The following is a 26,962-nucleotide window of genomic DNA, read 5'->3' on the forward strand; positions in this document are numbered from 1 at the left end:
TTTTGATTTATAAGTTGAAACAGGTGATATGCAAAAATTAACGGAACATATCAATAAAAAGTAGAAAGGATGTTATTAGCAAGTTTAAAATAGCTCAAATAGATAATTTGAATCTGCTGATATAGACAGGAATGATATAACTCTATGATGGATCTCAATCTGGTCCGGGTATTCATTGCCATTTATGAAACCCGCAGCGTCAGCGTTGCTGCCGATCGCCTGTTCATCACACAGCCTTCTGCTAGCTATGCGCTAGCCCGGCTGCGGTCTGCGACGGATAACGAACTGTTTAAGCGCAGCCGAAAAGGGATGCTGCCGACGCCGGTCGCCAGCCATCTGTACAAGGTGTTTAAGCAGTCGCTCAGCGGGATTGAAAAAGCCGTGGCGGATACCCGCAGCTTCTCTCCGGAAACATCTTTTCACAAATTTAGCCTCGCGCTGTCCGACCTCGGCGAACAGCTGCTGCTGCCGAGGCTGGTTAAGCATCTGCGCGAGCTGGCGCCGAATGTGCAGCTGGAAGTGATGCCGATCGAGATGATGCGTATTGATGAATGGCTGCTGACCGGGAAAGTGGATGCCACGCTGTGCAGCCGCAACGAAAGTATTTCACCGATTGCCCAGCGCGACAGAATTATGGACGAGCGCTACGTCTGCCTGGTGAATAACCAGCATCCGCGTATCGGCGGCGAGCTGACGCTACATGACTATCTGGCCGAGCAGCACATTATCGTGTCGACCATCAGCGGGCATCATATGGTGGAGGCGCAGATTAAGGAGTATGGCTTTGAGCGGCGCATCGCGCTGGAAGTGCCGCACTTTACCGCGCTGGGCGAGATTATCGCCAGCAGCGAACTGCTGGTGACCATTCCGCTCAGCGCGGCGAAAATCTATGCCGCCCGCGGCAACGGGCGGATCGTCGAACTGCCGTTCCAGCTGCCGAATCTGGAGGTTTATCTCTACGGCCATACCGAGATCGGCGACATCACCGCCAAGACCTGGTTCTATAACACGCTGAAAGAAGCCTGCCCGGTACTGATGGAGAACTGACGCGGCGATCAGCCTTTGCGGCGCGGGCCACGGCTCCAGTAGGCCATAAAGCTGATGCAGTCCTGAGCCAGGCCGCGCTCGCCGATCAGATAGCGGCGCAGGTGCTTCACCGCACTGGACTCTGCCGCCACCCAGCCGTGGAAGCGAACGTCATCATGATCGGCGCGGTCCCACACCAGCTGCCCTTCGGCCTCTTCGCGCAGATCTTCGCGCGACAGCGCACTGTCCGGCAGGCGCACGTGCTCGCGCACCGCGCTCAGCAATGCCTCGCCGTAGCTGGCTCCGCTGGCGTCACGCGGCAGCCAGTGAATATCGGCAAAGGCGTACTGGCTGAGATCGACGCAGTCGCCGCGTTCGGGCACTTCCAGAAACACCTGCAGCTGTGGCGGGTTCTGCCAGCTGGAGAGCTGCTCAAGAATAGCCTTCGCCGCCGGCAGCGCGGTTTCATCCGCCACCACCAGCCCCTGCTTCACCTGCGCGTGCGGGTTCCATTCGTAGCCGCCGCTGTCCTCGCCGTATTCCCGGTTCGGTGCGGCAATCTGCATCGCATCACCCGGCTGCGCGTCCAGCGCCCAGGCCGAGGCCGGGCCTTCGGTGCCGTGCATCACGAATTCCACTTCCATCTCCGGCACCTCGGCGTCGGCGTTAACGTGGCGAATGGTGTAGGTGCGCATGATCGGGCGATCTTCCACCGCCAGCTTGCCCATGTTCTCCCACCACGTCAGGCCGTTATCGACCGGCTCAAAGTGCTTGCCGCTGGGTGCGGGCAGCAGCAGTTTGATGCGCTGGTCCGGCGCGTCCATCTTCATCTGGCGCACTTCCTCACCGCTAAACACGCAGCACAGCATCGAAGGAGACAGTACCTGCTTGCGCGCCAGTACGACATTGAATAAGCGATAACTCTGAGCAGCCATAGATCCACCTTGTTAACCGAAAGCCGTGCGCGCGTGCCGCACATGAGGGCAGCAAGAATAGCAAAGGCAAATGATAATGAGAATGCGTATTACCCAATATGCGCAGCGCGCAATTTATCCGCGTGTGCCACCCGGGCGGAAGGCGTTGATCTCCGTCGCGAAAGCGTTCAACGTAAGGTTTTTCTTTATCGCGGAGTCTATCGATGTCGTTAAGCCTTCTGACGCAGCTGGCCGATATCCCGGCCAGTCTGTGGGATGCCCTGGCCCCCAACGATCAGCCCTTTATGCGCCACGCTTTTCTCAGCGCGCTGGAAGAGAGCGGCTCGGTTGGCGGGCGCAGCGGCTGGCAGCCGCAGCATGTGCTGTGGCGCGAAGGCGACCGCGTGCTGGCGGCAATGCCGGGCTACGGCAAGCGGCACTCCATGGGCGAATACGTCTTCGATCACGCCTGGGCGGATGCCAGCCAGCGGGCGGGCATTCCGTACTATCCCAAGTGGCTGTCGGCGGTACCGTTCAGCCCGGTCGGCGGCGCGCGGCTGCTGGGCGAAACACAGGCCGCCGGCCGGCTGCTGCAGGCGCTGCCCGACTTTCTCGCCGGGCACGGTTTTTACAGCGGCCATATCAACTTTAACGACGCTTCGCTCGGCGATCGGCTGGCGGAGGATAGCCGCTGGCTGCCTCGCCTCGGCTGCCAGTATCACTGGCACAATCGCGGCTACCGAGACTTCCAGGATTTTCTCGACGCGCTAACCTCGCGCAAGCGTAAACAGCTGCGCAAGGAGCGCGAAGGCGTGCGCCAGCAGGGCATTGAGTTTGGCTGGTATCAGGGACATCAGTTGAGCGAAGCGCAGTGGGATTTTGTCTACACCTGCTACGCCAACACCTACTTCGTTCGCGGTCGTCAGCCCTATCTCACCCGCCAGTTCTTCAGCCTGCTGGCGGAACGTATGCCGGGATCGCTCCGCATCACCATCGCCAGCCAGCATAGCCAGCCGGTGGCGATGGCGCTGAGCCTGGTCGACGGCAGCACCTTCTATGGCCGCTACTGGGGCTGCCTGGCGGAGTTCAACCACCTGCACTTTGAAACCTGTTTCTATCAGGGGATGGAGTATGCGATCGATAACGGACTGCAGCGCTTTGACGCCGGGGCACAGGGGGAGCACAAGCTGATACGTGGTTTTGAACCGGTGTTGACTGAATCCTGGCACCTGCTGCGCCACGGCGGGCTGCACGACGCCGTGGCGGATTTTCTGCAGCAGGAGCGCGACGGCGTGCGCGCCTGGGCGGGGGAAGCCCGCGACGCGCTGCCGTACCGGCTTAACGCCGGATAGCGCTACGGCTCGCCGACGAAGCCGCCGGTCTGATGCCGCCACAGCCGCGCATACAGGCCGTCCTGCGCCAGCAGCTCGGCGTGGCTGCCGATCTCAACAATGCGCCCCTGCTCCAGCACCACCAGCCGGTCCATACGAGCGATGGTCGACAGTCGGTGGGCGATGGCAATCACCGTTTTGCCGCCCATCAGCCCTTCCAGACTTTCCTGAATCGCCGCTTCCACTTCGGAATCCAGCGCCGAGGTGGCCTCATCCATAATCAGGATGGGCGCATCCTTCAGCAGCACGCGGGCGATGGCGATACGCTGCCGTTGGCCGCCGGAGAGCTTCACGCCGCGTTCGCCGACGTGTGCATCCAGCCCGGTGCGGCCCTGGAGATCCGACAGCAGCGGAATAAACTCATCGGCCTTCGCCCGGTGGATCGCCTGCAGCATCTCCTCTTCGCTGGCGCCGGGGCGGCCATACAGCAGGTTTTCGCGGATTGAGCGGTGCAGCAGCGAGGTATCCTGAGTAATCATGCCAATCTGTGCGCGCAGGCTTTCCTGGCTGACGTCGGCAATGTTCTGCCCGTCGATCAGTATGCGCCCGCCGTTAAGGTCATAGAGGCGCAGCAGCAGGTTAACCAGCGTCGATTTCCCGGCACCCGACGGGCCAATCAGACCAATTTTCTCGCCGGGGCGAATAGTCAGCTGCAGGTCATCAATCACCCGCCGCTCGCCGCCGTAGTTAAAGGTAATGCCGTCAAAGCGGATTTCGCCACGGCTGACATCCAGCGCCGCCGCATCGGGTTTATCACTGACGCTCAGCGGCTGGGAGATGGTTTTCAGCCCGTCCTGCACCATGCCGATGTTTTCAAAAATGCCGTTCACCACCCACATGATCCAGCCGGACATATTGACGATGCGAATAACCAGCCCGGTGGCCAGCGCAATCGCACCGACGCTGATCAGCGACTGGCCCCACAGCCACAGCGACAGCCCGGTGGTGCTGACGATCAGCAGGCCGTTCAGCGTGGTGACGACCACGTCCATCCCGGTGACCATCCGCCCCTGGCTGCGGGTTTTCTGCGTCTGATCTTCCAGCGCTTCACGCGCGTAGCGTCGTTCCAGATCGCCGTGGGCAAACAGTTTGAGGGTGGCAATATTGGTATAGCCATCCACGATAAAGCCCATCAGCCGCGAGCGCGAATCCGAGGAGGCCACCGAACGCGCTTTGATTTTCGGCACGAAATACTTCAGGCACAGTACGTAGCCGATAATCCAGATAATCAGCGGAATGGTCAGCCGCCAGTCGGCTTCGGCGAACAGCACCAGCGTGGTCACCGCGTAGATCACCACGTGCCACAGCGCATCGACCATCTGCACCGCGGAATCGCGCAGCGCGCTGCCGGTCTGCATAATGCGCTGGGCAATGCGCCCGGCAAAGTCGTTCTGGAAGAAGTTCAGGCTCTGGCGCAGCACGTAGTTATGATGCTGCCAGCGGATCATGTTGGTCATGCCGGGGTTAATGGTCTGATGCACCAGCAGATCGTGCAGGCCGATAAACAGCGGGCGCAGCAGCAGCGCGACCGCCGCCATCCACAGCAGTTCGCCGTAGTGATCCTGAAAGAAGCTGGCGGCTGGGGTGCTGTTGACCAGATCGATAATCCGGCTGAGATAGCGAAACAGCGAAACTTCGATCAAGGACGCAATCAGGCCAATCACCAGCAGCAGCGCAAAGACCGGCCACACCTGGCGCAGATAGAACAGATAGAAGGGCCACACGCTGTCGGGCGGCGTGGTGCCCCGGGCTTCCCTGAAGGTATCAATCATCCTTTCAACACGGTGATAAAACATAAGACAGGCTCAGTTGACCAACGGAACCCTGAAGCTTAGTGCATCAGGCCGATCGTCAGGCGTCAGTCAGTGCCTTTGTGTCGTAAAAAATCCACCGGCCGGGCGGTGAAAGACAGTTTGCTGGCTGCACAACGGCCGCAAAGGCTGCTTTAATAGCCCCAGCGCCTGTGGACTGGAAAATTCTATCCGCAGGCATTTCTGCCCCTCGAATTCAGGAAAAGCATGTGGAACGTCTGGACTGCGATCGGATGTTTGTAGCGGTAATGGAACTGGGCAGTTTTGCGGCGGCGGCCGCGCGGCTGGGCACCAGCAGCGGCCAGGCCTCCAAGCTGGTCGCCAGGCTGGAAAGCGAGCTTGGCGTGCAGCTGCTCAAGCGCAGCACCCGCGCCCTGTCGCCGACCGAAGTCGGGTTGGCCTACTTTGACCGCATTAAAAATCTTCTGGAAGAGTGGGACGCGCTGGATGCCTCGGTGCGCCACGCGGCGGGGAAACCGACCGGGCGCATCAAACTCAGCGCGCCGATCACCTTCGGTGCCAGCCAGCTGGCCCCGGCACTGATTGCGTTTGCCCGCGACTACCCGGAAATCGAACTGGACGTTAACTTCTCCGACCGGGTGGTCAACATCGTGGATGAAGGCTTTGACGTGGCGATCCGCATCGGCAGGCTGAGCGACAGCCGCCTGATCGCCCGCCACCTCAGCGATATGCGGGTGGTGATTGCCGCCAGCGATGAATACCTGAACGAACGCGGCACGCCTACCCGCTATCAGCAGTTAGCCGATCATAGCTGCATTATCGATACCAACTTCCGCGATCCGTTCAACTGGCCGTTCAGCGTTGACGGCGAAGCGGTCACCCTGCCGGTGCGCGGCCGGCTGCATTTTTCCAACGCCGAAGCCAGCCTGACCGCGGCGCTGAGCGGGCTGGGCGTGGCCCGCCTGCCGACGTTTATTGCCGGTCCGGCGCTGCGGGCGGGCACCATCCGCCCCCTGCTGCGCCACAGCGAAATCCCCCCGCTCGGACTGTATGCCGTGTATCCCCCGGCGCGCCATCTGGCCCATAAAGTCCGGGCGCTAATCGACTTCCTGGTCAGCCACTACGCCGGTGAGCCGGAGTGGGATCGCGGCTGGTAATTACTTCCAAAATGGAAGGAATGTTTGCGTTTATGGCGGGATAATCAGCGTCAGGGAATCAGTGTAGAGTGCTTTTCATCAACTCCCCTGTGACACACTGAAGGTAAATAATATGACTGATACCCGCACCGCTCCCTGGGCCGCGCTCATTCTGCGTCTTTCTCTCGGCATCCTGTTCCTGGCCCATGCCGGTCTGAAACTGTTTGTCTTTACGCCCGCCGGCACCGCGAAATTCTTCGCCTCGCTGGGCCTGCCCGGTGGTCTGGCATACGTGACTATCGTCTGGGAAATTCTCGGTGCGGTGGCGTTGATCGTTGGCTACCGCCCGCGCATCGCCGCGATTGTGCTGATCCCGGTGCTGCTCGGTGCGATTTTCACCGTACACGGCCCGGCGGGCTTCTGGTTCACTAACCCGAACGGCGGCTGGGAATACCCGGTATTCTGGGCCATCAGCCTGGTGGTACTGGCGCTGATCGGCGACGGTAAATACGCGCTGAAAGCCTCCCTGCCTTCTTCACGTCTGCGTTAAGGAAGTTGCTATGCTGGTAAACGGTAAATGGACGGCGGACTGGCACCCGGTGCAGGCCACCGATGAGAAAGGCGGCTTTGTGCGCCAGACCTCCAGCTTCCGCCACTGGGTGACGCCCGACGGCGCACCCGGCCCCACCGGCGACGGCGGGTTTGTTGCCGAGGCGGATCGCTACCACCTTTACGTGGCGCTGATCTGCCCGTGGGCATCGCGCACGCTGATCGCCCGCAGCCTGAAAGGCCTGCAGGACGTGGTCAGCGTGTCGGTGGTGGAGCCGAAGCTGACCGATGAAGGCTGGCGCTTCGGCGACTATCCCGGCGCGAATCGGGACACGCTGAATCACGCGACGTATCTGCATCAGCTGTATACTCGCGCCGATGACAGCTTCACCGGGCGCGCCACCGTGCCGGTGCTGTGGGATAAGAAAACCGGTACCATCGTCAGCAACGAGTCCGCCGATATTTTGCGCATGTTCAACAGCGGTTTCGGCAGCCTGGCGAGCAACGACCTTGACCTCTGCCCGCAGGACCTGCGGGACGAGATCGACGCGCTGAACGCAGAAATCTATCCGCGCCTGAACAACGGCGTGTATCGTGCCGGGTTTGCCACCACCGAAATCAGCTACCGCGAGGCCTATCGCGACGTGTTCGGCATGCTCGATACGCTGGATATGCGCCTGAGCCAGCGCGGCCCGTGGCTGTTTGGTGAGTCGCTGACCGAGGCCGATATCCGGCTGTTCGTGACCCTTATCCGCTTTGACGTGGCCTATCACGGTATCTTCAAGTGTAATCAGCGCCAGCTGCGTGATTACCCGTCGCTTAACGGCTATCTGCTGCGTATGCTGGCGCTGCCGGGCGTTCGCGAAACGGTGAGCATCGACCATATTAAACAGGGCTATTACTCGATTAAGAGCCTGAACCCGAATGGAATTGTGCCTGCCGGTCCCGATATGACCGCGTACGGTGTGTGATCTGCATCAGGAGAAATGTTATGACAGGTCTGGTTATTTTACTGCACGGCGTGGGCAGCAACGGCAACGATCTTGCCGGGCTGGGCCGCCACTGGGCGCCGATCCTGCCGGGCGTGAGTTTCGCCAGCCCTGACGCGCCGTTCCATTTTGAGCACGGCGCGGGCTATCAGTGGTTCAGCCTGGCCGGCATTACGCCGTCTAACCGCCCGGCGCGCGTGGCCGAGGCGCGGGAGGCATTTGACCGCGAGCTGACGGCAATTCTGGAGCAGCATCAGATGACCGATAAGCTCGACCAGGTGGTGCTGGTCGGCTTCTCGCAGGGGTCGATTATGGCGCTGGATGCGCTGGTGTCCGGCCGCTGGCCGGTCGCCGGGATCGTGGCCTTTTCCGGCCGCCTGGCCTCACCGCAGCCGCTGACTCCGGCGCTCAATACCCCGGTGCTGCTGATCCACGGTATGGCCGACGGCGTGATCCCGGTGGCGGAGAGCGAAGCGGCGGCGGAGACGCTGCGCGATCTGGGCGTCAGCACCCGCAGCGACTTCGAGCCGGGTACCGGGCACACCATTTCGGCACGCGGGGCGCAGCTTGCGGCGGAGTTTATTGCCGGGCGTTTGAATTTGAGCTGAAAGGAAGGATAAGGTTTTGAGAACACAAAAAAGATGCATGGGATACGTCGCCATCGTGGTCGACGACTACGATCGGGCGATTGATTACTACACCAACAAGCTCGGCTTCACGCTGGTTGAAGACACGCCGCAGCCGGGCAAACGCTGGGTGGTGGTCACGCCAAACCCGGAGAGCGACTGTAATCTGCTGCTGGCGCGCGCCTCTAACGACCGACAGGAAACTTTTATCGGCAACCAGTGCGGCGGGCGAGTTTTCCTGTTCCTGCAAACGGATGATTTCTGGCGCGACTACCACGCGATGAAAGCGGCCGGCGTCCACTTCTGTGAAGAACCCCGGCAGGAAGAGTACGGCACGGTGGTGGTGTTTGAGGATCTCTACGGCAACCGCTGGGATCTGTACCAAAACCTGCAATAAGTCTTATCGCCGGACTGAAATCCCCCTGCCCGGCGAGATTATCCCTTAGCACTGCTGCCTGCTGCCTGCTGCCTGCTGCCCGGCATCATGCTTATCTTCTGACGAATGTCCATCGCCTGACCCTTCCCTGACGACAGCCAATCTCCTGAGTTCACTGACTGAACCAGGGCTGACCCATATCATGCATTCATTGAAAAGTTAGCACGATCATGATTACCGCACTTATTGTTAATTAACTTATAGTAACTAGAGTTACTATTTGGTCATCGGAGGCAAACAACCTCCTCACCATACAAATTAAGGAATATGACCATGAAAACCATTAAAACCCTGTCTGTTGCTGCCGTTGCTGCTCTGTCACTGATGTCTTTCGGTAGCTTTGCTCAGAGCGTTACTGCCACCTCCTCTACCCTTGACGGCGCCGAAGCGAAAATTGCCGCTCAGGCTCAGCAGGCGGGTGCAGGCTATAAAATTACCAGCGCACGCGTTGAAAACGGCGCATACGTTTCTGCGGAACTGATCAAATAAAAATGGTCGCATAAGGATATGCCAGAAGAGGCCGTCCGATGGGCGGCCTCTTCTGGTTTTCAGCGTTCGGAAATGTTTTAAACGAGAGTCATGCCGCACTGAGAGAAGATAAAATCAGCTAAGTTGCTTCATTCACCTTATTCGTCCATCTTCTTCATCCTCAAGCTCACTCGTAATCCTCAAGCTCCGGCGGTGTCGCCATCGGCAGCGAAATAACAAAACTTACCCCACCCTGCGGACGGTTCTCAGCATAAATGTCCCCGTCATGCATCGCCACAATCGCCTGACAGATTGCTAACCCCAGCCCCACACCCGGCACCGAAGATTCTTTGTTGCCGCGAGAGAATTTCTCAAAAATCTGCCGCTCCTGGCCCACGGGAATTCCCGGACCGCTGTCCCAAACGGTGAGTTCAAGCCGCGACGCGTCACCCGGCTGCGCCTCAATTCGTCTGGCACGGATCCCCAGCTCGGCTTCCGCCCCGGCATATTTCAAGGCGTTCTCCAGCAGATTCGCCAGCACGCGCTCCATCAGCGGCGCATCCACGTCAATCAGCAGCAGCTCAGGCGGCAGATCCAGCTGCACGCTGCGGTCGGCCAGCGAGGCATTCATCATGCGCAGCGTACTGCCAATCAGCTCATCCAGCGCCAGCCACTCGCGCTTGAGGTGGAAACCGCCGGACTGTAGCCGCGCCATATCCAGCAGGTTATTGACCAGCCGGATGGTGTTCAGCGTCTGTTCGCGCAGCGCGCTGGCCTGCGGTGCATACGGCGAGTTCTCGCTGGCGAGATCCAGGGTCAGGATTTCCGCCTGGCCGAACAGCACCGTCAGCGGCGTACGCAGGTCGTGGGAAAGCGCGGATAATAACGCGTTGCGCAGCTGTTCGCGCTCGGCCGCCAGCCTTGAGGCCGCCTCGCGCTGGCTGAGGGCCATGCGCTCCAGGGCGTTGGCGATCAGCACGGTAAAGGTTTCCACCAGTCGCTGCTGTTCCGGGATCATCAGCTGGCGCAGATTCAGCGGTTCAAGGATCAGCAGGCCGAGGGTATCACTGCCGCTTTTTAACGGCAGCATCTGCCAGGGTACGCCGGGCAACGTGTCGGTCCCGGCACCGGCGGGCTGGCCTTTGGTAAAGCTCCAGTGGGCGATGGCGCGATCCGGCTGGGTGCTGAGATGGGATTCGCCCACCACCTTCAGCTCGCCCTTTTCATCGGGCAGATGCAGTTCGCTGCGGGCTTGTAACGTACTTTCCAGACTGCGCTGCAGGATGGCGGCGATATCCTGCTGGCTGAGCGCCCGGCTGAGCGCTTTTGCCATACCGTACAGGTGCTGCGCCCGCTGCTCGCGATAGCGCGCCACCCTTGCCTGATAACGAACGCCCGCCGTCAGATTCCCAACGATAATCCCCACCGCCAGCATCACGCCGAAGGTCACCAGATACTGCACATCCGACACCGCCATAGTGCCGGTGGGGGCCACAAACACGAGGTCGAAGGCGATGATATTCAGCAGCGTGGCCACCACCGACGGCCAGCGGCCATAGCGCAGCGCCACCACCACTACCGCCAGCAGATAAACCATCACCAGATTGACGGAATCGACGCGCGGCAGCAGCCAGCGCCCCGCCAGCGTGACCAGCGTACAGAGCAGCAATGCCGCCACACAGCCGTGCAGCTGCGTGCGCCAGCGGTTGTCGTTCGCCGCGTTCTGTCTTGCCAGCGGCGGGCCAATATCCGCAGGCGGATCGTCGAGGGCGACGATCAAAATATCGAGGTCCGGCCCCAGCTCCCCAAGGCGATCGGCAAAGCGTTCGCGCCACCAGCGTTTACTGGGGCGGCGGCCAAGGATAATTTTGCCGAGGTTGTGATCGCGGGCGTAGCGCAGCACCGCGCGGGCTTCGCGGGTATCGGAGAGGGTGGCGGTTTCCGCGCCGAGATCGCGCGCCAGCTGCAGCGTGCGCAGAATACCGCGCCGCCGCGCTTCCGGCAGACGGTACAGACGCGGGGTTTCCACGTACACCGCGTGCCAGACGCAGTCGAGGCGACCGGCCAGCCTGGCGGCGCTGCGCACCAGCTTTTCGCTGCCGCCGTTGTCGCCGATGCACAGCAGGATCGCATCGCGGGTGTGCCAGACTTTTTCCCGCCCCAGGGTATCGCGCCAGGCGCGCATCTGGTCGTCAACACGATCGGCGGTACGGCGCAGCGCCAGCTCGCGCAGGGCAATCAGGTTGCCCTTGCGGAAGAAGTTTTCGATGGCGCGCTCTGCCCCCGCACCGATATAAACTTTACCCTCTTTCAGCCGCTGGCGCAGATCGTCCGGCGGCAGATCTACCAGCACCACTTCGTCGGCGGCGTCGAAGAACGGGTCCGGCACCGTTTCCCGTACCCGAATACCGGTCACGCCGCCCACCACATCGTTCAGGCTTTCGAGGTGCTGAACGTTAACCGTGGTCATCACGTCGATGCCCGCATCCAGCAGCTCTTCGATATCCTGCCAGCGCTTGGGATGGCGCGAGCCGCGCGCGTTGCTGTGCGCCAGCTCGTCCATGAGGATTACCGCCGGATGGCGGGCCAGTGCGGCATCAAGATCGAACTCCGGGTAGCGCTGCTGACCGGTGGCGCGCCTGGGTAACACAGTCAGCCCGGCCAGCAGCGCCGCGGTTTCCGGGCGATCGTGGGTTTCAACGACGCCGACCAGAACGTCGAGCCCCTGGCCGCGCAGGCGCTGGGCTTCCTGCAGCATCGACCAGGTTTTCCCTACCCCGGCGCAGGCACCGAAGTAGATTTTCAGTTTCCCACGGCCTTCATCCGCCGCCTGGCGCAGCAGCGCGTCCGGATCCGGGCGCTGGAGTTCATCGTTCATAATGCTCCCTGTGATCAAAACGGCGAAAAACCGCACCGGATTAAGATCGCGATACGGCTCGTTGTATCAGCCCATTAAGGCGGTCTTGCGACTACATCGCATCCAGCGCCAGATTCAGCGCCAGTACGTTGACCGTCGGATCGCCGATAAACGCCGGCACCGGCGTGTGGATCTGCTGCTCAATCAGCTTCTGCACCACGCCCAGCGGCAGCTGCCTTGCGGCGGCAATGCGGGGAGCCTGCCAGCGCGCCGCCTGCGGTGAAATCGCCGGGTCAAGCCCGCTGCCGGACGCGGTCAGCAGATCCACCGGTATCGGTCCGACGGCCTGCGGGTTGGCCGCACGCAGCGCCGCAACACGCTGTTCCAGCGCCTGGTCAAGCGCCGGATTACTCGCCGCCAGGTTGCTGCCGGAGGAGGCCAGCGGATTATAGGGTGCATCGCCGGTGGCCGAAGGACGCCCCTGGAAGTAGCCCGGCTGGCTGAAGTTCTGCCCAATCAGCGCGGAGCCGCGGATTTCACCCCCCTGCTCGATCGGCGAACCGATGGCCTGATGCGGGAACCACCACTGTGCCAGCCCGGTGGTCAGTAAAGGATAAAACACGCCGACAATCAGCGTCAGTATTAACAGTAAAAACAGTGCAGGGCGACATTGACTCATGATGGTTCTCCTTACGCCAGACCGGTCACGGTCAGCAGCATATCGATAAGCTTAATACCGGCGAACGGCACCAGCAGCCCGCCCACGCCGTACAGCCACAGGTTACGGCGCAGCAGCGCCGCCGCGCTCAGCGGACGATAGCTCACGCCCTTCAGCGCCAGTGGGATCAGAAACACGATAATCAGCGCGTTAAAGATCACCGCCGACAGCATCGCCGAGGCGGGGGAATGCAGGTGCATCACGTTGAGCATATTCAGCTGCGGATAGGTCGCTGCAAAAGCCGCCGGGATGATGGCGAAATACTTCGCCACGTCGTTGGCGATGCTGAAGGTAGTCAGCGAACCGCGGGTCATCAGCATCTGCTTGCCGATATGCACCACCTCCAGCAGCTTGGTCGGGTTGGAGTCCAGATCGACCATGTTCCCCGCCTCTTTCGCCGCCTGGGTACCGGAGTTCATCGCCACAGCAACGTCAGCCTGCGCCAGCGCCGGGGCATCGTTGGTGCCGTCGCCGGTCATCGCCACCAGGCGTCCTTCCGCCTGGTACTGGCGGATCAACGCCAGCTTGGCTTCCGGCGTGGCTTCCGACAGGAAGTCATCCACCCCGGCTTCGGCGGCGATGGCGGCGGCGGTCAGCGGGTTATCGCCGGTGATCATGATGGTTTTAATACCCATTTTGCGCATTTCAGCGAAGCGTTCTTTGATGCCGCCTTTCACGATATCCTTCAGCTCCACCACGCCCATGACTTTCGCGCCGTCGCACACCACCAGCGGCGTACCGCCCGCCCGCGCCACCTGTTCCACCAGGCCGTTCACTTCCTGTGGGAACTGGCCGCCGTTGCTGTCGATATGGCGGCGCACTGCATCCACCGCGCCCTTGCGCACGGCCCTCTGCTGCACGTTGACCCCGCTCATGCGCGTCTGCGCCGAGAACGGAATAAAGGTGGCGTCCAGGCTGCTCAGATCGCGTTCGCGCAGATTAAATTTCTGCTTCGCCAGCACCACGATGCTGCGCCCTTCCGGGGTTTCATCGGCCAGCGAGGCCAGCTGCGCCGCATCGGCCAGCTGTTCCGCCGTGACGCCCGGTGCGGGCAGAAACTGCGTCGCCTGACGGTTGCCGAGGGTGATGGTGCCGGTTTTATCCAGCATCAGCACGTCAACGTCACCCGCAGCCTCAACCGCGCGGCCGCTGGTCGCAATGACGTTGGCCGCCAGCATGCGGCTCATGCCCGCCACGCCGATCGCCGACAGCAGGCCGCCGATAGTGGTAGGGATCAGGCAGACCAGCAGCGCCACCAGCACGGTGATGCTGACCGTGCTGCCGCCCCAGGCGGAGAACGGATACAGCGTCGCGGTGGCCAGCAGGAAGACAATGGTCAACGCCACCAGCAGGATGGTCAGGGCGATCTCGTTCGGCGTTTTACGCCGCGTTGCACCTTCCACCATGGCAATCATTCGATCGAGGAAGGTTTCCCCCGGATTCACGCTGCACTGAACCACCAGCCAGTCGGAGAGTATGCGCGTCCCGCCGGTCACCGAGGAAAAATCCCCGCCGGATTCGCGGATCACCGGCGCAGACTCCCCGGTGATCGCACTTTCATCCACCGACGCGCCGCCGGACAGCACTTCGCCGTCGCAGGGGATAATGTCCCCGGCTTCCACCAGCACCCAGTCGCCTTTGCGCAGGCTGTCCGCCGCCACCGGCTGATGGCTGGCCCCGAAGCGCGCCTCGCTGAGCTTTTTGGCAAAGCTGGTTTTGGTCACGCCCTTCAGGCTATTGGCCTGCGCCTTGCTGCGCCCTTCCGCCAGCGCTTCGGCGAAGTTAGCGAACAGCACGGTGAACCACAGCCACAGGGAGATGGCGGCGGTGAAGCCTGGCTCGCCCGGCGTTTTCCCTGCCGCCATGGCGATCGCCAGCAGCGTGGTGATGACGCTACCCAACCACACCACAAACATCACCGGGTTACGCACCTGTACGCGCGGGTCCAGTTTTTTCAGCGCATCAAGCAGCGCCACGCTCATCAGTGCGCCGTCAAACAGCGCCTGTTGATTCCGACTCATCTTATGATTCTCCGCTCGTTAACGACTGAGCATGTGCAGATGTTCCGCCACCGGCCCCAGGGCCAGTGCCGGGATAAAGGTCAGCGCGCCCACCAGCAGCACGGTGCCAATCAGCAGGGCAATAAACAGCGCGCCGTGGGTAGGCAGGGTGCCGTTGCCCTGCGGCTGGATTTTTTTGCACGCCAGGGAACCGGCGATGGCCAGCACCGGAATGATGATGCCGAAGCGGCCCACCAGCATGCAGAACGCCAGCAGCAGGTTCCAGAACGGCGTGTTGGCGCTGAGGCCACCGAAGGCGCTGCCGTTGTTGTTGGCCGCCGAGGAAACCGCGTACAGCACCTCGGAAAAACCGTGGGTGCCGGGGTTCAGCATCGCGCTGCGTCCGGCGTCGGTCATCATCGCCAGCGCAGTGCCCAACAGCACCAGCGTCGGCGTCACCAGGATCGCCAGCGCGGTCATTTTCATCTCCCGGACGTCGATTTTTTTGCCGAGGTACTCCGGCGAGCGACCGATCATCAGCCCGGCGATAAACACCGCCAGCAGCACGAACAGCAGCATGCCGTACAGCCCCGCGCCCACGCCGCCAAACACCACTTCACCGATCTGCATCAGCCACATCGGCACCATGCCGCCCAGCGCGGTAAAGGAGTCGTGCATCGCGTTCACCGCACCGCAGGAGGCGGCGGTGGTGATCACCGCAAACAGGCTGGAGTTGAGGATGCCAAACCGCGTCTCTTTCCCTTCCATGTTGGCGGCGCTATCCGCCCCCAGCGTCAGGAAGTGCGGGTTGCCCTGTAGCTCCGCCCACATCACCACCGCCACGGCGGCGATAAACATCAGCGACATCGCCCACAGCAGCGTATGGCCCTGACGCCGGTCGCGCAGCGCGTCGCCGAAGGCAAAGCACAGCGCAGCCGGGATCAGGAAAATTGCCAGCATCTGCACAAAATTACTCAGCGCGGTGGGGTTCTCAAACGGATGCGCGGAGTTGGCATTAAAGAAACCGCCGCCGTTGGTGCCCAGCATTTTAATCGCCTCCTGCGAGGCCACCGGCCCCATCGGCAGCACCTGCTTCGCGCCCTCCAGCGTGGTCAGTTCCACGTAGCCATGCAGGTTTTGCAGCACGCCCTGGCTGACCAGGAACAGCGCCATCAGCAGGGAGAGCGGCAGCAGCACATAAAGGGTGATGCGGGTGATATCACGCCAGGCGTTGCCCAGATCGTCCAGCGCGCGATTGGCAAAGCCCCGGATCAGCGCGAAGGCCACGGCGATACCGGTGGCGGCGGAGAGGAAGTTCTGCACGGTTAAGCCGACCATCTGGCTGAAATAGCTCAGGGTGCTTTCCCCGGCGTAGGACTGCCAGTTGGTATTGGTGACAAAGCTGACCGCGGTGTTCAGCGCCAGATGCCAGCTCAGCCCCGGCAGCCCCTGCGGATTGAGCGGCAGGTGGCTCTGATTGAGCAGCATCAGGAACAGCAGCACCAGTCCAAGGGCGTTAAACAGCAGGATTGCCAGCAGATAGCGCTGCCAGTTCATTCCCCCCGGCGCAACGCCGCTCACCCGCCACAGCAGGCGCTCGGTAGCGGCCAACCCCGGCACGGAACGGTCGGCAATCAGCCACGCCAGCCCGCGGCCTAACGGACGGGCAAGCACCAGCAGCAGCACCATGTAACAGCCGATCAGTAAAAAGGCGGAGGCAGCCATCAGAACTCCTCCGCGTTAAGCAGGGCATAAATCAGATAACCCAACAGGGCAAACACCAGCACAATGCCGGTTATAGCAGCAGCGCTCACAGCACACCTCCAGAGGCGTTTCAGATGGCTGATATTGTTGCGAGCGGCGTGCAAAGTTGGTGTAAAAATGCGGGGTCAGGGTGTAAAAAAAGTATAAAAATGGACTAACTTTTCACTTCAGCGAGACATCCTTAATCTGCGCCTTCGGCTTCACGCCGCCGGTCACCAGCCACACCGCCACGATAATCACCAGTCCGCCGCCGATAAAGCCGCTGGAGATGGTCTCGCCCAGGAACAGATAGCCCCACAGCACGCCAAAAGGGGGGATCAGGAAGGTGACGGTGAGGGTTTTCAGCGGGCCGATATCGGCAATCAGCCGGAAGAACAGGATATAGGCCCAGGCGGTACATACCAGCCCCAGCGCCAGCACGCACAGCCAGACGCCGGGATGCTGCCAGTCCACCGCGGGCTGGACGGCGACCGAGGTGATAAAGATCGGCAGCATAAACAGGGTGGCCCCCATCTGGCTGCCGAGCGCCACCAGTTTGGCATCCAGCCCGCCGCGATCGCCGATCCATTTTTTGGTGAGGAACCCGGCCATCGCGTAACAGGCGGTGGCGACCAGACACGCGGCGATGCCCAGCAGCACATCGTGGGTCAGCGCCAGGCTGCCGGTGGTGGTCAGCAGCACGATCCCCGATAATCCCAGCACCACGCCACCCAGCTTGCGCAGCGTAAACTGTTCGCTGAACAGCAGGCCACCGATCAGCACGCCCATCAGCGGCGTGGTGGCATTCAGAATGGCGGAATAGCCCGCGGGCAGCCATTTTGCCGCCAGACAGTACATCACAAACGGTACGGCGGAGTTGATCACTCCCAGCAGCACCGCCGGCAGCGCTTTACCGTTAAAGGTAAACTTCACCCGCAGGATCAGCAGCAGCACGACCAGGCCCAGACAGCCAAAGAAAACGCGCAGAAAAGCGGTATTCAGCGAGCCAAAAACCGGCGTGGCAACCCGCATAAACAGAAAGCTGGCGCCCCAGATGGCGGCAAGCAGCAGCAAACGACCCATATCCCCTTGTCTCACGCACTTCTCCCGTTGATAAAAAATTCACTGCCGCAGGGTGATCCCGCCAGCGGAAGAGTAGTTATATGCCGCACCGTCTGGCAAAACAAGCCGTTATCGGTCATGGAGATTTGTTAACGGAAAGTGGGAGCTGTGTCGTGATCTGGAAAGTTGAAAATGTGAAAGACTTCTCATTAGCCTGCCGGGGTGCTTAAATCCGCTATCTGCACTCTACTTTAAACGATGAAGGGTTGATTCATCACCGATCGGAGGTTTTATGCTGTCCTCACATACCCTTAGCATCGCTATTCCCCGTAACTGGGTCGATTTATATGAAACCATCTGGAAACCGGAATTCTTCCCGAAATGGGCTTCCGGGCTGAGCAAAACGCCGCTGGAGCATGATGGCAACGTCTGGCGAGGTAAAGGCCCGCTGGGCGCGGTTAAGGTGCGTTTTACCGAACACAATCCGTTCTGCATTATGGATCACTACGTGGATACCGGCCTGAGCAAAGAGATTTTCGTGCCGATGCGCATTGTGGCTAACGGTGCCGGATCGCAGGTGCTGATTACGGTGTTCCGCCAGCCGCTGCTCTCGGACGATCGTTTTGCTCAGGAGCTGGAGATGGTAAAACAGGATCTGCAAACGCTGCACACCCTGTTGACCACCTGATTGCACGCGCAGGGATGACAGCCACCACAGAAAGGAGAATCTGATGCAGAAAATTATTTTTGATACCGATATCGGCGTAGATGACGCCTTCGCGCTGGCCTATGCGGCGAAAAGCACCGACATCCTCGGCATTACCACCGTATTCGGCAATGTGTCGGTGGAGCAGGCGGTCAAAAACGCCCGCCTGTTCAGCCAGAAAATCGGCCTCAATGTACCGATTTATCGCGGCAGCTCGCGCCCGCTGGCCTGTGCGCCTACCCCACCCGCCCTGCAGGTTCACGGCAAAGATGGCCTCGGCGGCGTTTTTGATAACCCGTGCAGCGGCGAAGCGGATAACGCCATTCACTTTATTATCAACCGCGTTCGCCAGCATCCCGGTGAAATTACTCTGGTCGCCATCGGGCCGCTGACCAATATCGCCGCAGCGATCAATCAGGCCCCGGATATCGTGGCGAAGGTGGCGCAGCTGGTGATTATGGGCGGCGCATTCGGCACGCTCGGCCACGGCGGTAACGTCACGCCGTTTGCCGAATTCAATATCTGGAAAGATCCGCACGCGGCGGATCAGGTGCTCAGCTCACAGCTGAAAATCGTGGTGCTGCCGCTGGATGTCACACATCAGGTGCAAATCAGCGGAGAAGACATTCGCAGCCTGAACCGGCCGGAGCTGGAGGCGATTTCCCGCAGCTACCTGCAGTACAGCCTGGAGAAAGAAGGGTTCGAAGGGATGGCGCTGCACGATACGCTGACCATTGCCTGGCTGAATCATCCCGAATTATTCGGCATTACCCAATCACCAGTGCGGGTGGTGACGGAAGGGATTTCACGCGGGCAGACGCTGCGCCGGCTGCATCCTCTGGCGTCACGCGATGACCCGTTTGCCGCTGCCGGCATCCAGAAACTGTGCCTGGCGGTGGACAGCGAACGGGTCAAAGCGCATTTCCTTGTGGCGCTACGCGACTGAACCTGCCGGGATCAGAAGCGGATAACGCCTTTGATCAGCCCACGGTTGTTAATCACCTGCTGTTCGAAAATCTCCGCCAGCGCGGCAAACTCAAAGCACTGGTTGAGCATCATCTCTGCGGTAATTTTCCCGTCGGCCATCAGGCTGGCAACCCGCTCGAAGTCCTGACGAGTGGCGTTGCGGCTGCCCATCAGCGTGGTCTCTTTTTTGTGGAATTCCGGGTCAGGGATCTGAATATCACCCTTGTGCAGCCCAACGAACACCAGCGTGCCGCCGTGGGCCATCAGACGCACCGCGCCGTTCATCGCCGCCGCGTTGCCGGTGGCATCAATCACCGTTGACGGCAGCTGGCCGTTAAACTGGTCGCGCAGCTGCTGCGGGAAATCCTCCGCCGCTGCATCCAGCGCCACCAGCTTGAGGTTCTGCTCAACGTGCTGCCTGCGGAACTCGCTGGTATCGGCCACCACGACGTTAGCGCCCGACGCGTGAGCAATAGCGGCAACGCCCAGCCCGATCGGACCCGCACCGACCACCAGCAGATTGCTGCCCGGCTCCGGCGCCGCGCGGCGGACCGCATGTGCGCTGATGGCGAAGGGTTCAACCAGCGCGGCCGCGTCAGGGTCGATGCCTTCTGCCGACAGCAGGTTTTTCACCGGCACGCTGAGGTAGTCGCAGAAACCGCCGTCCTGATGCACGCCGATCACCGAGATATTTTCACAGCAGTTGGTTTTGCCGCTCAGGCAGGCCGAACACTGTTCGCAGGAGAGGTACGGGATCACCGCCGCGCGCTGACCGACTTTCCAGCCGCTGACGCCTTCGCCCAGCTCCACCACCTCGCCGCAGAGTTCATGCCCCAGCACGCGTGGATAGCTGAAAAACGGCTGATTGCCGCCCCACGCGTGAATATCGGTGCCGCAAATTCCGGCGCTGATAATTTTCAGCAGCGCTTCACCCGCAGCAGGCTGCGGTTTATTACGCGTCTGGTAAGCCATCTGTTTCGGCTCCAGACACACCAGCGTATTCATCGTTGTCATGGTTTTTCTCCGTTGTCTGCACAGGGTTATGGCGCAAATCAAGCGGCGCGTTTTGTTAAAGAATTGGATCTGTGAGCCAGCGCGCCTTTCGCTGTTCTGAATTGGTTTTTAATAGATAAAAAACCGGGAGAAGCCATGAGCCGCACGCAGAACCTTCGTCATAACGTCGTGAATCAAATGCTGGAAGCCATCGCCCAGCAGCATATTCCTTCACCGCTGCCGCCCCAGGCCGCACTGGCGGAAATGTTTAATATCAGCCGTACCACCGTGCGCCATTCGCTGGAACATTTACAGCAGTGCGGCGTGCTGGAAAAGGTCAACGGCAGCTGGGTGATTGCCCGCCAGCCCGACAATGACGACGGCTTTGCCGCAACGCTGCCGGGGCCGGAGGCGCAGGCTAATCTGGTAGAACAGGCGTTTTTCCAGATGATTAACCAGCGCGAGCTGATGGCCGGCGACAGCTTTTCCGAGCTGCAGCTGGCGCAGGCCGTCGGCGTCAGTCCGCTGGCCGCGCGGGAGTTCCTGCTGCGCTTCTGCCGCTACGGGCTGATTGAAAACGTGCGGCGCGGCCACTGGCTGATGAAGAAATTTGACCAGGAGTACGCGGAAAAACTGTTTGAGCTGCGCGAGATGCTGGAGATCCACGCCCTGAAGCGCTTTATCAATTTGCCCGCCGATGACCCGCGCTGGATTGCCGCCCGCGACCTGCTGAGCCGCCATCGCCAGATGCGCGATACCATTGCCATCAGCTATCGTAACTTCTCGCAGCTGGACCGCGAGATGCACAAGCTGATCCTCTCGGCGGCCAATAATCCCTTTTTCGATCAGTCTCTTGAAGTAATTTCGGTTATTTTCCACTTCCATTATCTGTGGGATGAGAGCGACCTTAAGCAGCGAAACATCGTGGCACTGGAGGAGCATCTGGCGATCCTTACCGCGCTGGTCAGCCGCAACGATGTGGAAGCCATCATCGAATTTCACCGCCATCTGATTACCGCCAAGGAATCGATGCAGCGTTCAATCCGTCAGTATCGCGGATGATTTCTTAACCAATTACGGGTTTTTATCGATAAAAGCCATCAACCACAGTAATTAAAAGCCGATTAAAAACCGTAAATCGACGCCTGCCGCACGAAAAAGATAACAAGTTGGCAACACCGACTTCGCCCGCCACTAGTCTGCTATTCAGCCTTACTTCAACCCTGTTCTGGCCGTGGTTTTTTAAAGCAATGCCCCGGCCCGATTCTAATAACAAGACTTTTATACCCGGGGAGTACCGTATGGAAAATAGCCAGACCGTTCGCGGTCAAAACCGCCCTGCCAGCCACGAAGAGCCAAAGGCCACCGTGGTGCCAGAGCGCGGTCCGCTGCAGCGCTCGGCGCGCATTAAGCGCGTACAAACCACCGCGATGATCCTGCTGTTCCTGGCGGCGATTATTAACTACCTTGACCGCAGCTCGCTGTCCGTGGCTAACCAGACCATCCGTGGTGACCTGGGACTGAGCGGCACCGAAATCGGTATTCTGCTTTCCGCCTTCTCGCTGGCTTACGGCATCGCTCAGCTGCCGTGCGGCCTGCTGCTGGACCGTAAAGGCCCGCGCATTATGCTCGGCGTCGGCATGTTCGTCTGGTCCTGCTTCCAGGCCATGGCGGGTATGGTGCAGAACTTTACCCAGTTTGTGCTGGTGCGTATCGGTCTGGGGATTGGCGAAGCGCCGATGAACCCGTGCGGCGTTAAGGTGATCAACGACTGGTTCAATATCCGCCATCGCGGTATGCCGATGGGTATTTTCAACGCCGCCTCAACGATTGGCCTGGCTATCAGCCCGCCGATCCTGGCGGCAATGATGCTGACCATGGGCTGGCGTGCGATGTTTATTACTATCGGCGTACTGGGGATTTTCCTTTCCATCGGCTGGTACACTATCTACCGCAACCGTAATAACAACACCCTGACTCAGGAAGAGATCAACTATCTGGATGCGGGCAGCGTGGTGGCGAAGAAAGAGCCGATGACCATGAAAGAGTGGCGCGGCCTGTTCAGGAACCGCACCATGTGGGGCATGATGATCGGCTTCAGCGGCATCAACTACACCGCATGGCTGTATCTGGCCTGGCTGCCGGGCTACCTGCAGGCCACCTACAATCTGGATCTGAAAAGCACCGGCTGGATGACGGCAATTCCGTTCCTGTTTGGCGCAGCGGGCATGCTGCTGAACGGCTACGTGGTTGATGCAGTGGTAAACCGCGGCGCGCATCCGCTGAAAACCCGTAAGGTGTGCATTATTGCCGGTATGCTGCTCTCTGCCGCCTTTACCGCCGTGGTGCCTTATGCCACTACAACATGGAGCGCGGTCCTGCTGATCGGCATGGCGCTGTTCTGCATCCACTTCGCCGGCACATCGTGCTGGGGCCTGATCCACTGCTCGGTCACCGCACGTATGACCGCGTCAGTGGGCAGTATCCAGAACTTTGCCAGCTTCGTGTTTGCCTCGTTTGCTCCGGTCCTGACAGGCTGGATCCTCGACACCACCGGTTCATTCAGCATGGCGCTGACCGTCTGCGCCTGTGTGACGGTGGTCGGTGCGCTCTCCTATCTGTTTATCGTCCGCGACCCGATTGTGGATGCCTGATAAACCCGCAGCTGCCGCGCCTTTCGGTGCGGCAGCACAACTGCCGTTCCAGTTCCAGTTCCAGTTCCAGTTCCAGTTCCAGTTCCAGTTCCAGAGAGTGTTCCCGCGACAATCCAGCCAATCTATCCCCACTCTCCCACCCGCACCAAACAATCAATATTTTTGACAAATATCAGCAAATCACTCCGCTATCGCAATGTCTTCCATCGGCCTATTATTGTTTTCAACGAAGGCACACCGCCTTATACAAACAAACAATCTGAAGGAATGACACCATGAAATCTATCAAAACTTTTGCTGCAGTTATCGCCCTGTCCGTAGTTTCTTTCGGCAGCTTCGCCCAGACCGTGACCGCAACCGGTTCAACCATCGACAGCGCCGAAGCGAAAATTGCCGCTCAGGCTCAGCAGGCCGGTACCTCTTACCGCATCATTGAAGCCAACAGCAACAACGGCGTTCATATGACTGCCCAGCTGATCAAATAAGCGCGAACCGCATTACCGGCAGTGCCCGAACCCTGACCATCAGGGGACGGGCATGCTGTATTTTAAGCGCCCGCTATACCCATCCAGCCGTGGATCCCCATATAAATCCCCACCAGCGCAATCAGCGCGCTGCTGAACCAGGGTGCACGCTGCGCCAGCGTACTTAATCCGCTCCAGCGCTTGGCTGCATGTCGCATACTCAGCGCCGCCACCACGCCGACCGTCACCAGCGTTAATGCCAGACCGATACTGAAGCACAATACCAGCAGCGCCCCCAGCGACAGCGCCTTCATCTGAATGCACAGCAGCAGCACGGTGATCGCCGCCGGACAGGGGATCAGCCCGCCGGTTAAGCCAAACAGGACGATTTGCCCGGTAGTCACTTTGCGATTAGCGAAGCGCCGCTTGATGTCGCTGGCATGCGCGCGGGCGTGAGCGTCCTGATATTCCTCGCTATGCAGGTCGATACGCGGAAGAGCCAGTGCCCCCTGCGTAGAGGCCGCAGCCTGGCCGTGATGATGCACGGGTGCGTGATGGTCGTGATGATGGGGAGTGTAACGGGCACTGAGAATCTGACCCTGCACCTGAGCGGGCCGATATACATGCAGCAGGCTTTGACGAGCGGAATCGGGATGATAATGGTCATGAAATTGCTGATGACCCTGCTCATGGCTGTGGGCATGGCCATGAGAGTATCCATGATGACGATCGCGAGCCTGGTCATGGGAATGGCTATGCCCGTGATGATAATCGTGAGCGTGGTCATGGGAATGACTGTGCCCATGATGATGGTCGTGCGCATGCTGGCTTTCGCGGCGGATACGCCAGAACATCCACGCCGCCGTGGCAAGAATAATCACTCCGGATGCCAGCTGGAACCAGGGCTCGGTGGTTGCCGCGTCAAAACGTCGGCTGAGCATCATGCCGCCCAGCGCGATCGCCCACACCACTAGCGTATGTGAAATCGTCGCCGCCAGCCCCAGCAGTACCGCCTGCTTTACCGTGCCACGCACCGCGATGATAAACGCCGCCATCATCGTTTTAGAGTGCCCGGGTTCCAGCCCGTGCAGCGCCCCTAACAGGATAGCACCGGGAATAAACAGCCAGACGTTGCCGGCCCCCTGCTGCAACAGCGCAGTAAAATCCATCATTGTTTTTGCCTCGAAGAAGCTATCATAGGGAGAAGAACACCGTAAATATACTATACCCCAGTATACTAACTCACAAGATGGAAGCAGCGATGTCACACACAATTGCCGGACAAAAGAAACTTCTGACCCGCGTACGCCGCATTCGCGGCCAGGCGGACGCGCTGGAAAAAGCCCTGATGGCAGAAACACCCTGCATCGATATTTTGCAGCAAATCGCCGCCGTTCGCGGTGCGGTGAATGGATTAATGGCGGAAGTGCTGGAAGGACATATTCGTGAACATCTGCTTGATGAGCAAAATGAACCCGCTCAGCGCGAGCAGGATTTAGAGCAGATCGTGTCGGTGATTCGTTCGTATATGAAGTAATACCATCGGGGCTGCCTTGCCGTATGTGGCCCGGATTGATTAATCAATTTTTTTGACTAACTTCAGCAAATCACTCCGCTATCCGAATCTCTTCAATCGGCCTATTATTGTTTTCAACGAAGGCACAACGCCTTACACAAACAAATAATCTGAAGGAATGACATCATGAAATCTATCAAAACTTTTGCTGCAGTTATCGCCCTTTCCGTAGTTTCTTTCGGTAGCTTCGCCCAGACCGTCACCGCAACCGGTTCAACCATCGACAGCGCCGAAGCGAAAATTGCCGCCCAGGCTCAGCAGGCCGGCACCTCTTACCGCATCATTGAAGCCAACAGCAACAACGGCGTGCATATGACTGCCCAGCTGATCAAATAAGCGTAAACCGCACTACCGGCAGTGCCCGAACCCTGACCATCAGGGGACGGGCATGCTGTCATTCTCCGCCAGCACCGGCACAAAGTAATCCACCACCACCGTTCTGCCTTCCTGCGGCTCCCGACGATCGATACGTTCAACGTCGTAACCGTCCCGGCGAACTGCGCCAGCACCGGGCAGTGCATGCTGGTAAATCAGATCAATAAACGTGCTGTACAGACGCTCATCACCCCGATAGCTGAATTTCAAATAGGCCTGTTTTTCAATGCTGAGTTGCATCTGCGCCGCATCGTTCGCGCAGACGTTCTGCTCCAGGCACGTCAGATACTGCAGCGTGGCGCGATCGCCCGTACGCGGGCCGCCCCTGATGATATTGATTAGCCCGTAAAGTACATCCGGCTGTTCGGCCAGCGCATTCAGCCGCCGCTGCCAGAAGCTGTCGCGCTCGCGCCAGGAAAAATCATCAATCGTGTCCAGGGTAAAGGCGTAGTTGTTCACGCAGCCGCTCAGATGCAGCCCGTCCAGCTCCACCAGCTTGCCTTCCGGCACGTTCATAGTGGTCAGATTGATCGGCGGGCACAGCCCCTCGCACGACCAGTGTGGCGCATCGCGGTACTGGGCCGGCGTGACGTTAAAATGACGCTTGAAGGTTTTGTGGTAAACGTTATGGCTGGAGAAGCCGTGTTCGCTCCCCACCGAGTCAATCTGCTTATCAAACAGCCGCAGCATCACCGCGCTGGAGGTCAGCCGCCGCTGGCGGCAGTAGGAGGCCAGCTTTTGCCCGGTGACCTCTTTAAAAATGCGCTGCAGGTGCCATTTGGAGTAACCCGACTTTTCAACGAAGTCGTTAATGGTTAGCGGCGTATGGATATTGCCTTCCAGCCAGCGCAGCAGCTGATGCACAACTTCCTGCTTAAATGTGGTTTTCACAATTCATCACTCTCCCTGATAAGTCTCAGCAAATCGTCGCGCAGCGCCTGCATATCGCGAATGGTGTCACCGTTCACCAGCGACTGCACAAGCCAGGCACCGTCCGCGGCCAGCCGCACCATCTGATGCAGCGGCAGGCTGTCCGTTCGCCGATGGCGCTCAAGCCGTCCGTTCATCCACGCGGCCCAGCGCTGGCAAAGCACCGGAGAGGCCATCATTGACAGCGACAGCGGTACCCGCATGCTGTTTAAGCCCTGCTGGATTTCATTAAAGGCCACGATGACATAGGCGCGGGTAAAGCAGCCTGATTGCTGGCCGTCTTCCGCGATCAGCCGGTCTATCTCCCGCTCGCTTTCCGCCAGAAAGGCATCAAACATGGCGTCCAGCAGTGCCTGCTTGTGGGGGAAATGGTGAAAGAAGCCGCCTTTGGTCACCCCGGCGGCCTGGGCGACCGCCTGTACGGTGATGCCATTCAATCCACGGCTGACGGCCAGCGCTGCGGCAGATTCAATCAGGGCGTTTCGTACCTGTTCGGGCTGTTTTTTTCGCTTATAGGCCGTTTTGTCATGGCCCGTATTCTGAGGTATATCTGATTCAATTAGCTGTTTCATTTAAATTTACAGATTAATACAAGAAAGATACCGCGCGGT

27 protein-coding genes are annotated in these 26,962 nt (G+C 59.8%); 15 read left to right on the forward strand and 12 right to left on the reverse strand.

Annotated features, from left to right (window positions below; genetic code table 11):
* Window positions 1-144 precede the first annotated feature (144 nt).
* Window positions 145-1,047 (forward strand): LysR family transcriptional regulator, encoded by a 903-nt coding sequence (locus tag EC836_RS14595; RefSeq protein WP_123334338.1) that lies wholly within the window; start codon window positions 145-147, stop codon window positions 1,045-1,047.
* 8 nt (window positions 1,048-1,055) lie between these two features.
* On the opposite strand, the gene EC836_RS14600 is transcribed toward EC836_RS14595, so the two are convergent.
* A complete protein-coding gene (locus EC836_RS14600; RefSeq protein WP_123334340.1) occupies window positions 1,056-1,961 on the reverse strand; it encodes a siderophore-interacting protein in 906 nt (301 codons plus the stop codon).
* A gap of 203 nt (window positions 1,962-2,164) precedes the next feature.
* On the opposite strand from EC836_RS14600, the gene EC836_RS14605 reads away from it, so the two are divergent.
* Window positions 2,165-3,292, forward strand: coding sequence for a GNAT family N-acetyltransferase (locus EC836_RS14605; protein ID WP_123334342.1), 1,128 nt, complete (start codon window positions 2,165-2,167; stop codon window positions 3,290-3,292).
* Window positions 3,293-3,294: 2 nt separating this feature from the next.
* Here the strand turns inward: EC836_RS14605 and EC836_RS14610 are convergent, their stop codons facing one another.
* Window positions 3,295-5,127: an ABC transporter ATP-binding protein gene (locus tag EC836_RS14610; RefSeq protein ID WP_123334344.1), complete on the reverse strand. Its 1,833-nt coding sequence runs from the start codon at window positions 5,125-5,127 to the stop codon at window positions 3,295-3,297.
* Between the two features lie 224 nt (window positions 5,128-5,351).
* On the opposite strand from EC836_RS14610, the gene EC836_RS14615 reads away from it, so the two are divergent.
* The 6 genes from EC836_RS14615 (at window position 5,352) to EC836_RS14640 (ending at window position 9,328) form a co-directional block, all read left to right on the forward strand.
* Window positions 5,352-6,260, forward strand: a complete 909-nt coding sequence (locus EC836_RS14615) for a LysR family transcriptional regulator (RefSeq protein WP_123334346.1) — start codon at window positions 5,352-5,354, stop codon at window positions 6,258-6,260.
* Window positions 6,261-6,372: 112 nt separating this feature from the next.
* Window positions 6,373-6,789, forward strand: coding sequence for a DoxX family protein (locus EC836_RS14620; protein ID WP_123334348.1), 417 nt, complete (start codon window positions 6,373-6,375; stop codon window positions 6,787-6,789).
* 10 nt (window positions 6,790-6,799) lie between these two features.
* The gene (locus EC836_RS14625; protein ID WP_123334351.1) at window positions 6,800-7,759 is read left to right on the forward strand and encodes a glutathione S-transferase family protein; all 960 of its coding nucleotides are present in this window, start codon (window positions 6,800-6,802) and stop codon (window positions 7,757-7,759) included.
* 20 nt (window positions 7,760-7,779) lie between these two features.
* Complete coding sequence (locus EC836_RS14630; RefSeq protein ID WP_123334353.1) at window positions 7,780-8,385, forward strand: alpha/beta hydrolase; 606 nt, start codon at window positions 7,780-7,782, stop codon at window positions 8,383-8,385.
* A 16-nt stretch (window positions 8,386-8,401) separates the two neighbouring features.
* The gene (locus EC836_RS14635) at window positions 8,402-8,800 is read left to right on the forward strand and encodes a VOC family protein (protein WP_123334354.1); all 399 of its coding nucleotides are present in this window, start codon (window positions 8,402-8,404) and stop codon (window positions 8,798-8,800) included.
* 312 nt (window positions 8,801-9,112) lie between these two features.
* The gene (locus EC836_RS14640) at window positions 9,113-9,328 is read left to right on the forward strand and encodes a YdgH/BhsA/McbA-like domain containing protein (protein WP_123334356.1); all 216 of its coding nucleotides are present in this window, start codon (window positions 9,113-9,115) and stop codon (window positions 9,326-9,328) included.
* A gap of 166 nt (window positions 9,329-9,494) precedes the next feature.
* Here EC836_RS14640 and kdpD read toward each other — a convergent pair whose 3' ends face one another.
* The 6 genes from kdpD to EC836_RS14670 all read right to left on the reverse strand — a co-directional run bounded on the left by kdpD (window position 9,495) and on the right by EC836_RS14670 (window position 17,723).
* Complete coding sequence (gene kdpD, locus EC836_RS14645) at window positions 9,495-12,185, reverse strand: two-component system sensor histidine kinase KdpD (RefSeq protein ID WP_123334358.1); 2,691 nt, start codon at window positions 12,183-12,185, stop codon at window positions 9,495-9,497.
* A gap of 91 nt (window positions 12,186-12,276) precedes the next feature.
* Window positions 12,277-12,843 (reverse strand): potassium-transporting ATPase subunit KdpC, encoded by a 567-nt coding sequence (gene kdpC / locus EC836_RS14650; RefSeq protein ID WP_123334360.1) that lies wholly within the window; start codon window positions 12,841-12,843, stop codon window positions 12,277-12,279.
* An 11-nt stretch (window positions 12,844-12,854) separates the two neighbouring features.
* Complete coding sequence (kdpB, locus tag EC836_RS14655; RefSeq protein ID WP_123334362.1) at window positions 12,855-14,903, reverse strand: potassium-transporting ATPase subunit KdpB; 2,049 nt, start codon at window positions 14,901-14,903, stop codon at window positions 12,855-12,857.
* An 18-nt stretch (window positions 14,904-14,921) separates the two neighbouring features.
* On the reverse strand, window positions 14,922-16,607 hold the full coding sequence (gene kdpA, locus EC836_RS14660) for a potassium-transporting ATPase subunit KdpA (protein ID WP_123334364.1): 1,686 nt from the start codon (window positions 16,605-16,607) through the stop codon (window positions 14,922-14,924).
* Window positions 16,607-16,696: a K(+)-transporting ATPase subunit F gene (kdpF, locus tag EC836_RS14665; RefSeq protein ID WP_123334366.1), complete on the reverse strand. Its 90-nt coding sequence runs from the start codon at window positions 16,694-16,696 to the stop codon at window positions 16,607-16,609. Before kdpF ends, kdpA begins: the two co-directional genes overlap by 1 nt.
* 112 nt (window positions 16,697-16,808) lie before the next feature.
* Window positions 16,809-17,723, reverse strand: a complete 915-nt coding sequence (locus EC836_RS14670) for a DMT family transporter (protein ID WP_123334368.1) — start codon at window positions 17,721-17,723, stop codon at window positions 16,809-16,811.
* Between the two features lie 256 nt (window positions 17,724-17,979).
* Here EC836_RS14670 and EC836_RS14675 point away from each other — a divergent pair, with 256 nt between their 5' ends.
* Both EC836_RS14675 and EC836_RS14680 read left to right on the forward strand, forming a co-directional pair.
* Entirely contained in the window at window positions 17,980-18,375 is a 396-nt protein-coding gene (locus tag EC836_RS14675; RefSeq protein WP_123334371.1) for a polyketide cyclase, read from the forward strand.
* Between the two features lie 43 nt (window positions 18,376-18,418).
* The gene (locus EC836_RS14680) at window positions 18,419-19,339 is read left to right on the forward strand and encodes a nucleoside hydrolase (protein ID WP_123334373.1); all 921 of its coding nucleotides are present in this window, start codon (window positions 18,419-18,421) and stop codon (window positions 19,337-19,339) included.
* A gap of 11 nt (window positions 19,340-19,350) precedes the next feature.
* On the opposite strand, the gene EC836_RS14685 is transcribed toward EC836_RS14680, so the two are convergent.
* Complete coding sequence (locus EC836_RS14685; RefSeq protein WP_123334376.1) at window positions 19,351-20,373, reverse strand: zinc-binding alcohol dehydrogenase family protein; 1,023 nt, start codon at window positions 20,371-20,373, stop codon at window positions 19,351-19,353.
* Window positions 20,374-20,508: 135 nt separating this feature from the next.
* Here EC836_RS14685 and EC836_RS14690 point away from each other — a divergent pair, with 135 nt between their 5' ends.
* From EC836_RS14690 to EC836_RS14700, 3 genes are all read left to right on the forward strand, one after another.
* A complete protein-coding gene (locus EC836_RS14690) occupies window positions 20,509-21,414 on the forward strand; it encodes a GntR family transcriptional regulator (protein ID WP_123334378.1) in 906 nt (301 codons plus the stop codon).
* Between the two features lie 368 nt (window positions 21,415-21,782).
* The gene (locus EC836_RS14695) at window positions 21,783-23,006 is read left to right on the forward strand and encodes an MFS transporter (RefSeq protein WP_370347975.1); all 1,224 of its coding nucleotides are present in this window, start codon (window positions 21,783-21,785) and stop codon (window positions 23,004-23,006) included.
* 275 nt (window positions 23,007-23,281) lie between these two features.
* Complete coding sequence (locus EC836_RS14700; RefSeq protein ID WP_123334382.1) at window positions 23,282-23,491, forward strand: YdgH/BhsA/McbA-like domain containing protein; 210 nt, start codon at window positions 23,282-23,284, stop codon at window positions 23,489-23,491.
* Between the two features lie 62 nt (window positions 23,492-23,553).
* Here the strand turns inward: EC836_RS14700 and EC836_RS14705 are convergent, their stop codons facing one another.
* Complete coding sequence (locus EC836_RS14705; protein ID WP_123334384.1) at window positions 23,554-24,642, reverse strand: nickel/cobalt efflux protein RcnA; 1,089 nt, start codon at window positions 24,640-24,642, stop codon at window positions 23,554-23,556.
* 89 nt (window positions 24,643-24,731) lie between these two features.
* Here EC836_RS14705 and EC836_RS14710 point away from each other — a divergent pair, with 89 nt between their 5' ends.
* Window positions 24,732-25,007, forward strand: coding sequence for a metal/formaldehyde-sensitive transcriptional repressor (locus EC836_RS14710; RefSeq protein WP_123334386.1), 276 nt, complete (start codon window positions 24,732-24,734; stop codon window positions 25,005-25,007).
* Between the two features lie 165 nt (window positions 25,008-25,172).
* Complete coding sequence (locus EC836_RS14715) at window positions 25,173-25,382, forward strand: YdgH/BhsA/McbA-like domain containing protein (RefSeq protein WP_123334382.1); 210 nt, start codon at window positions 25,173-25,175, stop codon at window positions 25,380-25,382.
* Between the two features lie 39 nt (window positions 25,383-25,421).
* On the opposite strand, the gene EC836_RS14720 is transcribed toward EC836_RS14715, so the two are convergent.
* On the reverse strand, window positions 25,422-26,312 hold the full coding sequence (locus EC836_RS14720; protein WP_158612792.1) for a helix-turn-helix domain-containing protein: 891 nt from the start codon (window positions 26,310-26,312) through the stop codon (window positions 25,422-25,424).
* On the reverse strand, window positions 26,309-26,923 hold the full coding sequence (locus EC836_RS14725) for a TetR/AcrR family transcriptional regulator (protein WP_123334390.1): 615 nt from the start codon (window positions 26,921-26,923) through the stop codon (window positions 26,309-26,311). Before EC836_RS14725 ends, EC836_RS14720 begins: the two co-directional genes overlap by 4 nt.
* Window positions 26,924-26,962 lie beyond the last annotated feature (39 nt).

This window comes from Erwinia sp. JUb26 (assembly GCF_003751505.1).
In the GTDB taxonomy this organism is placed as follows: domain Bacteria; phylum Pseudomonadota; class Gammaproteobacteria; order Enterobacterales; family Enterobacteriaceae; genus Erwinia.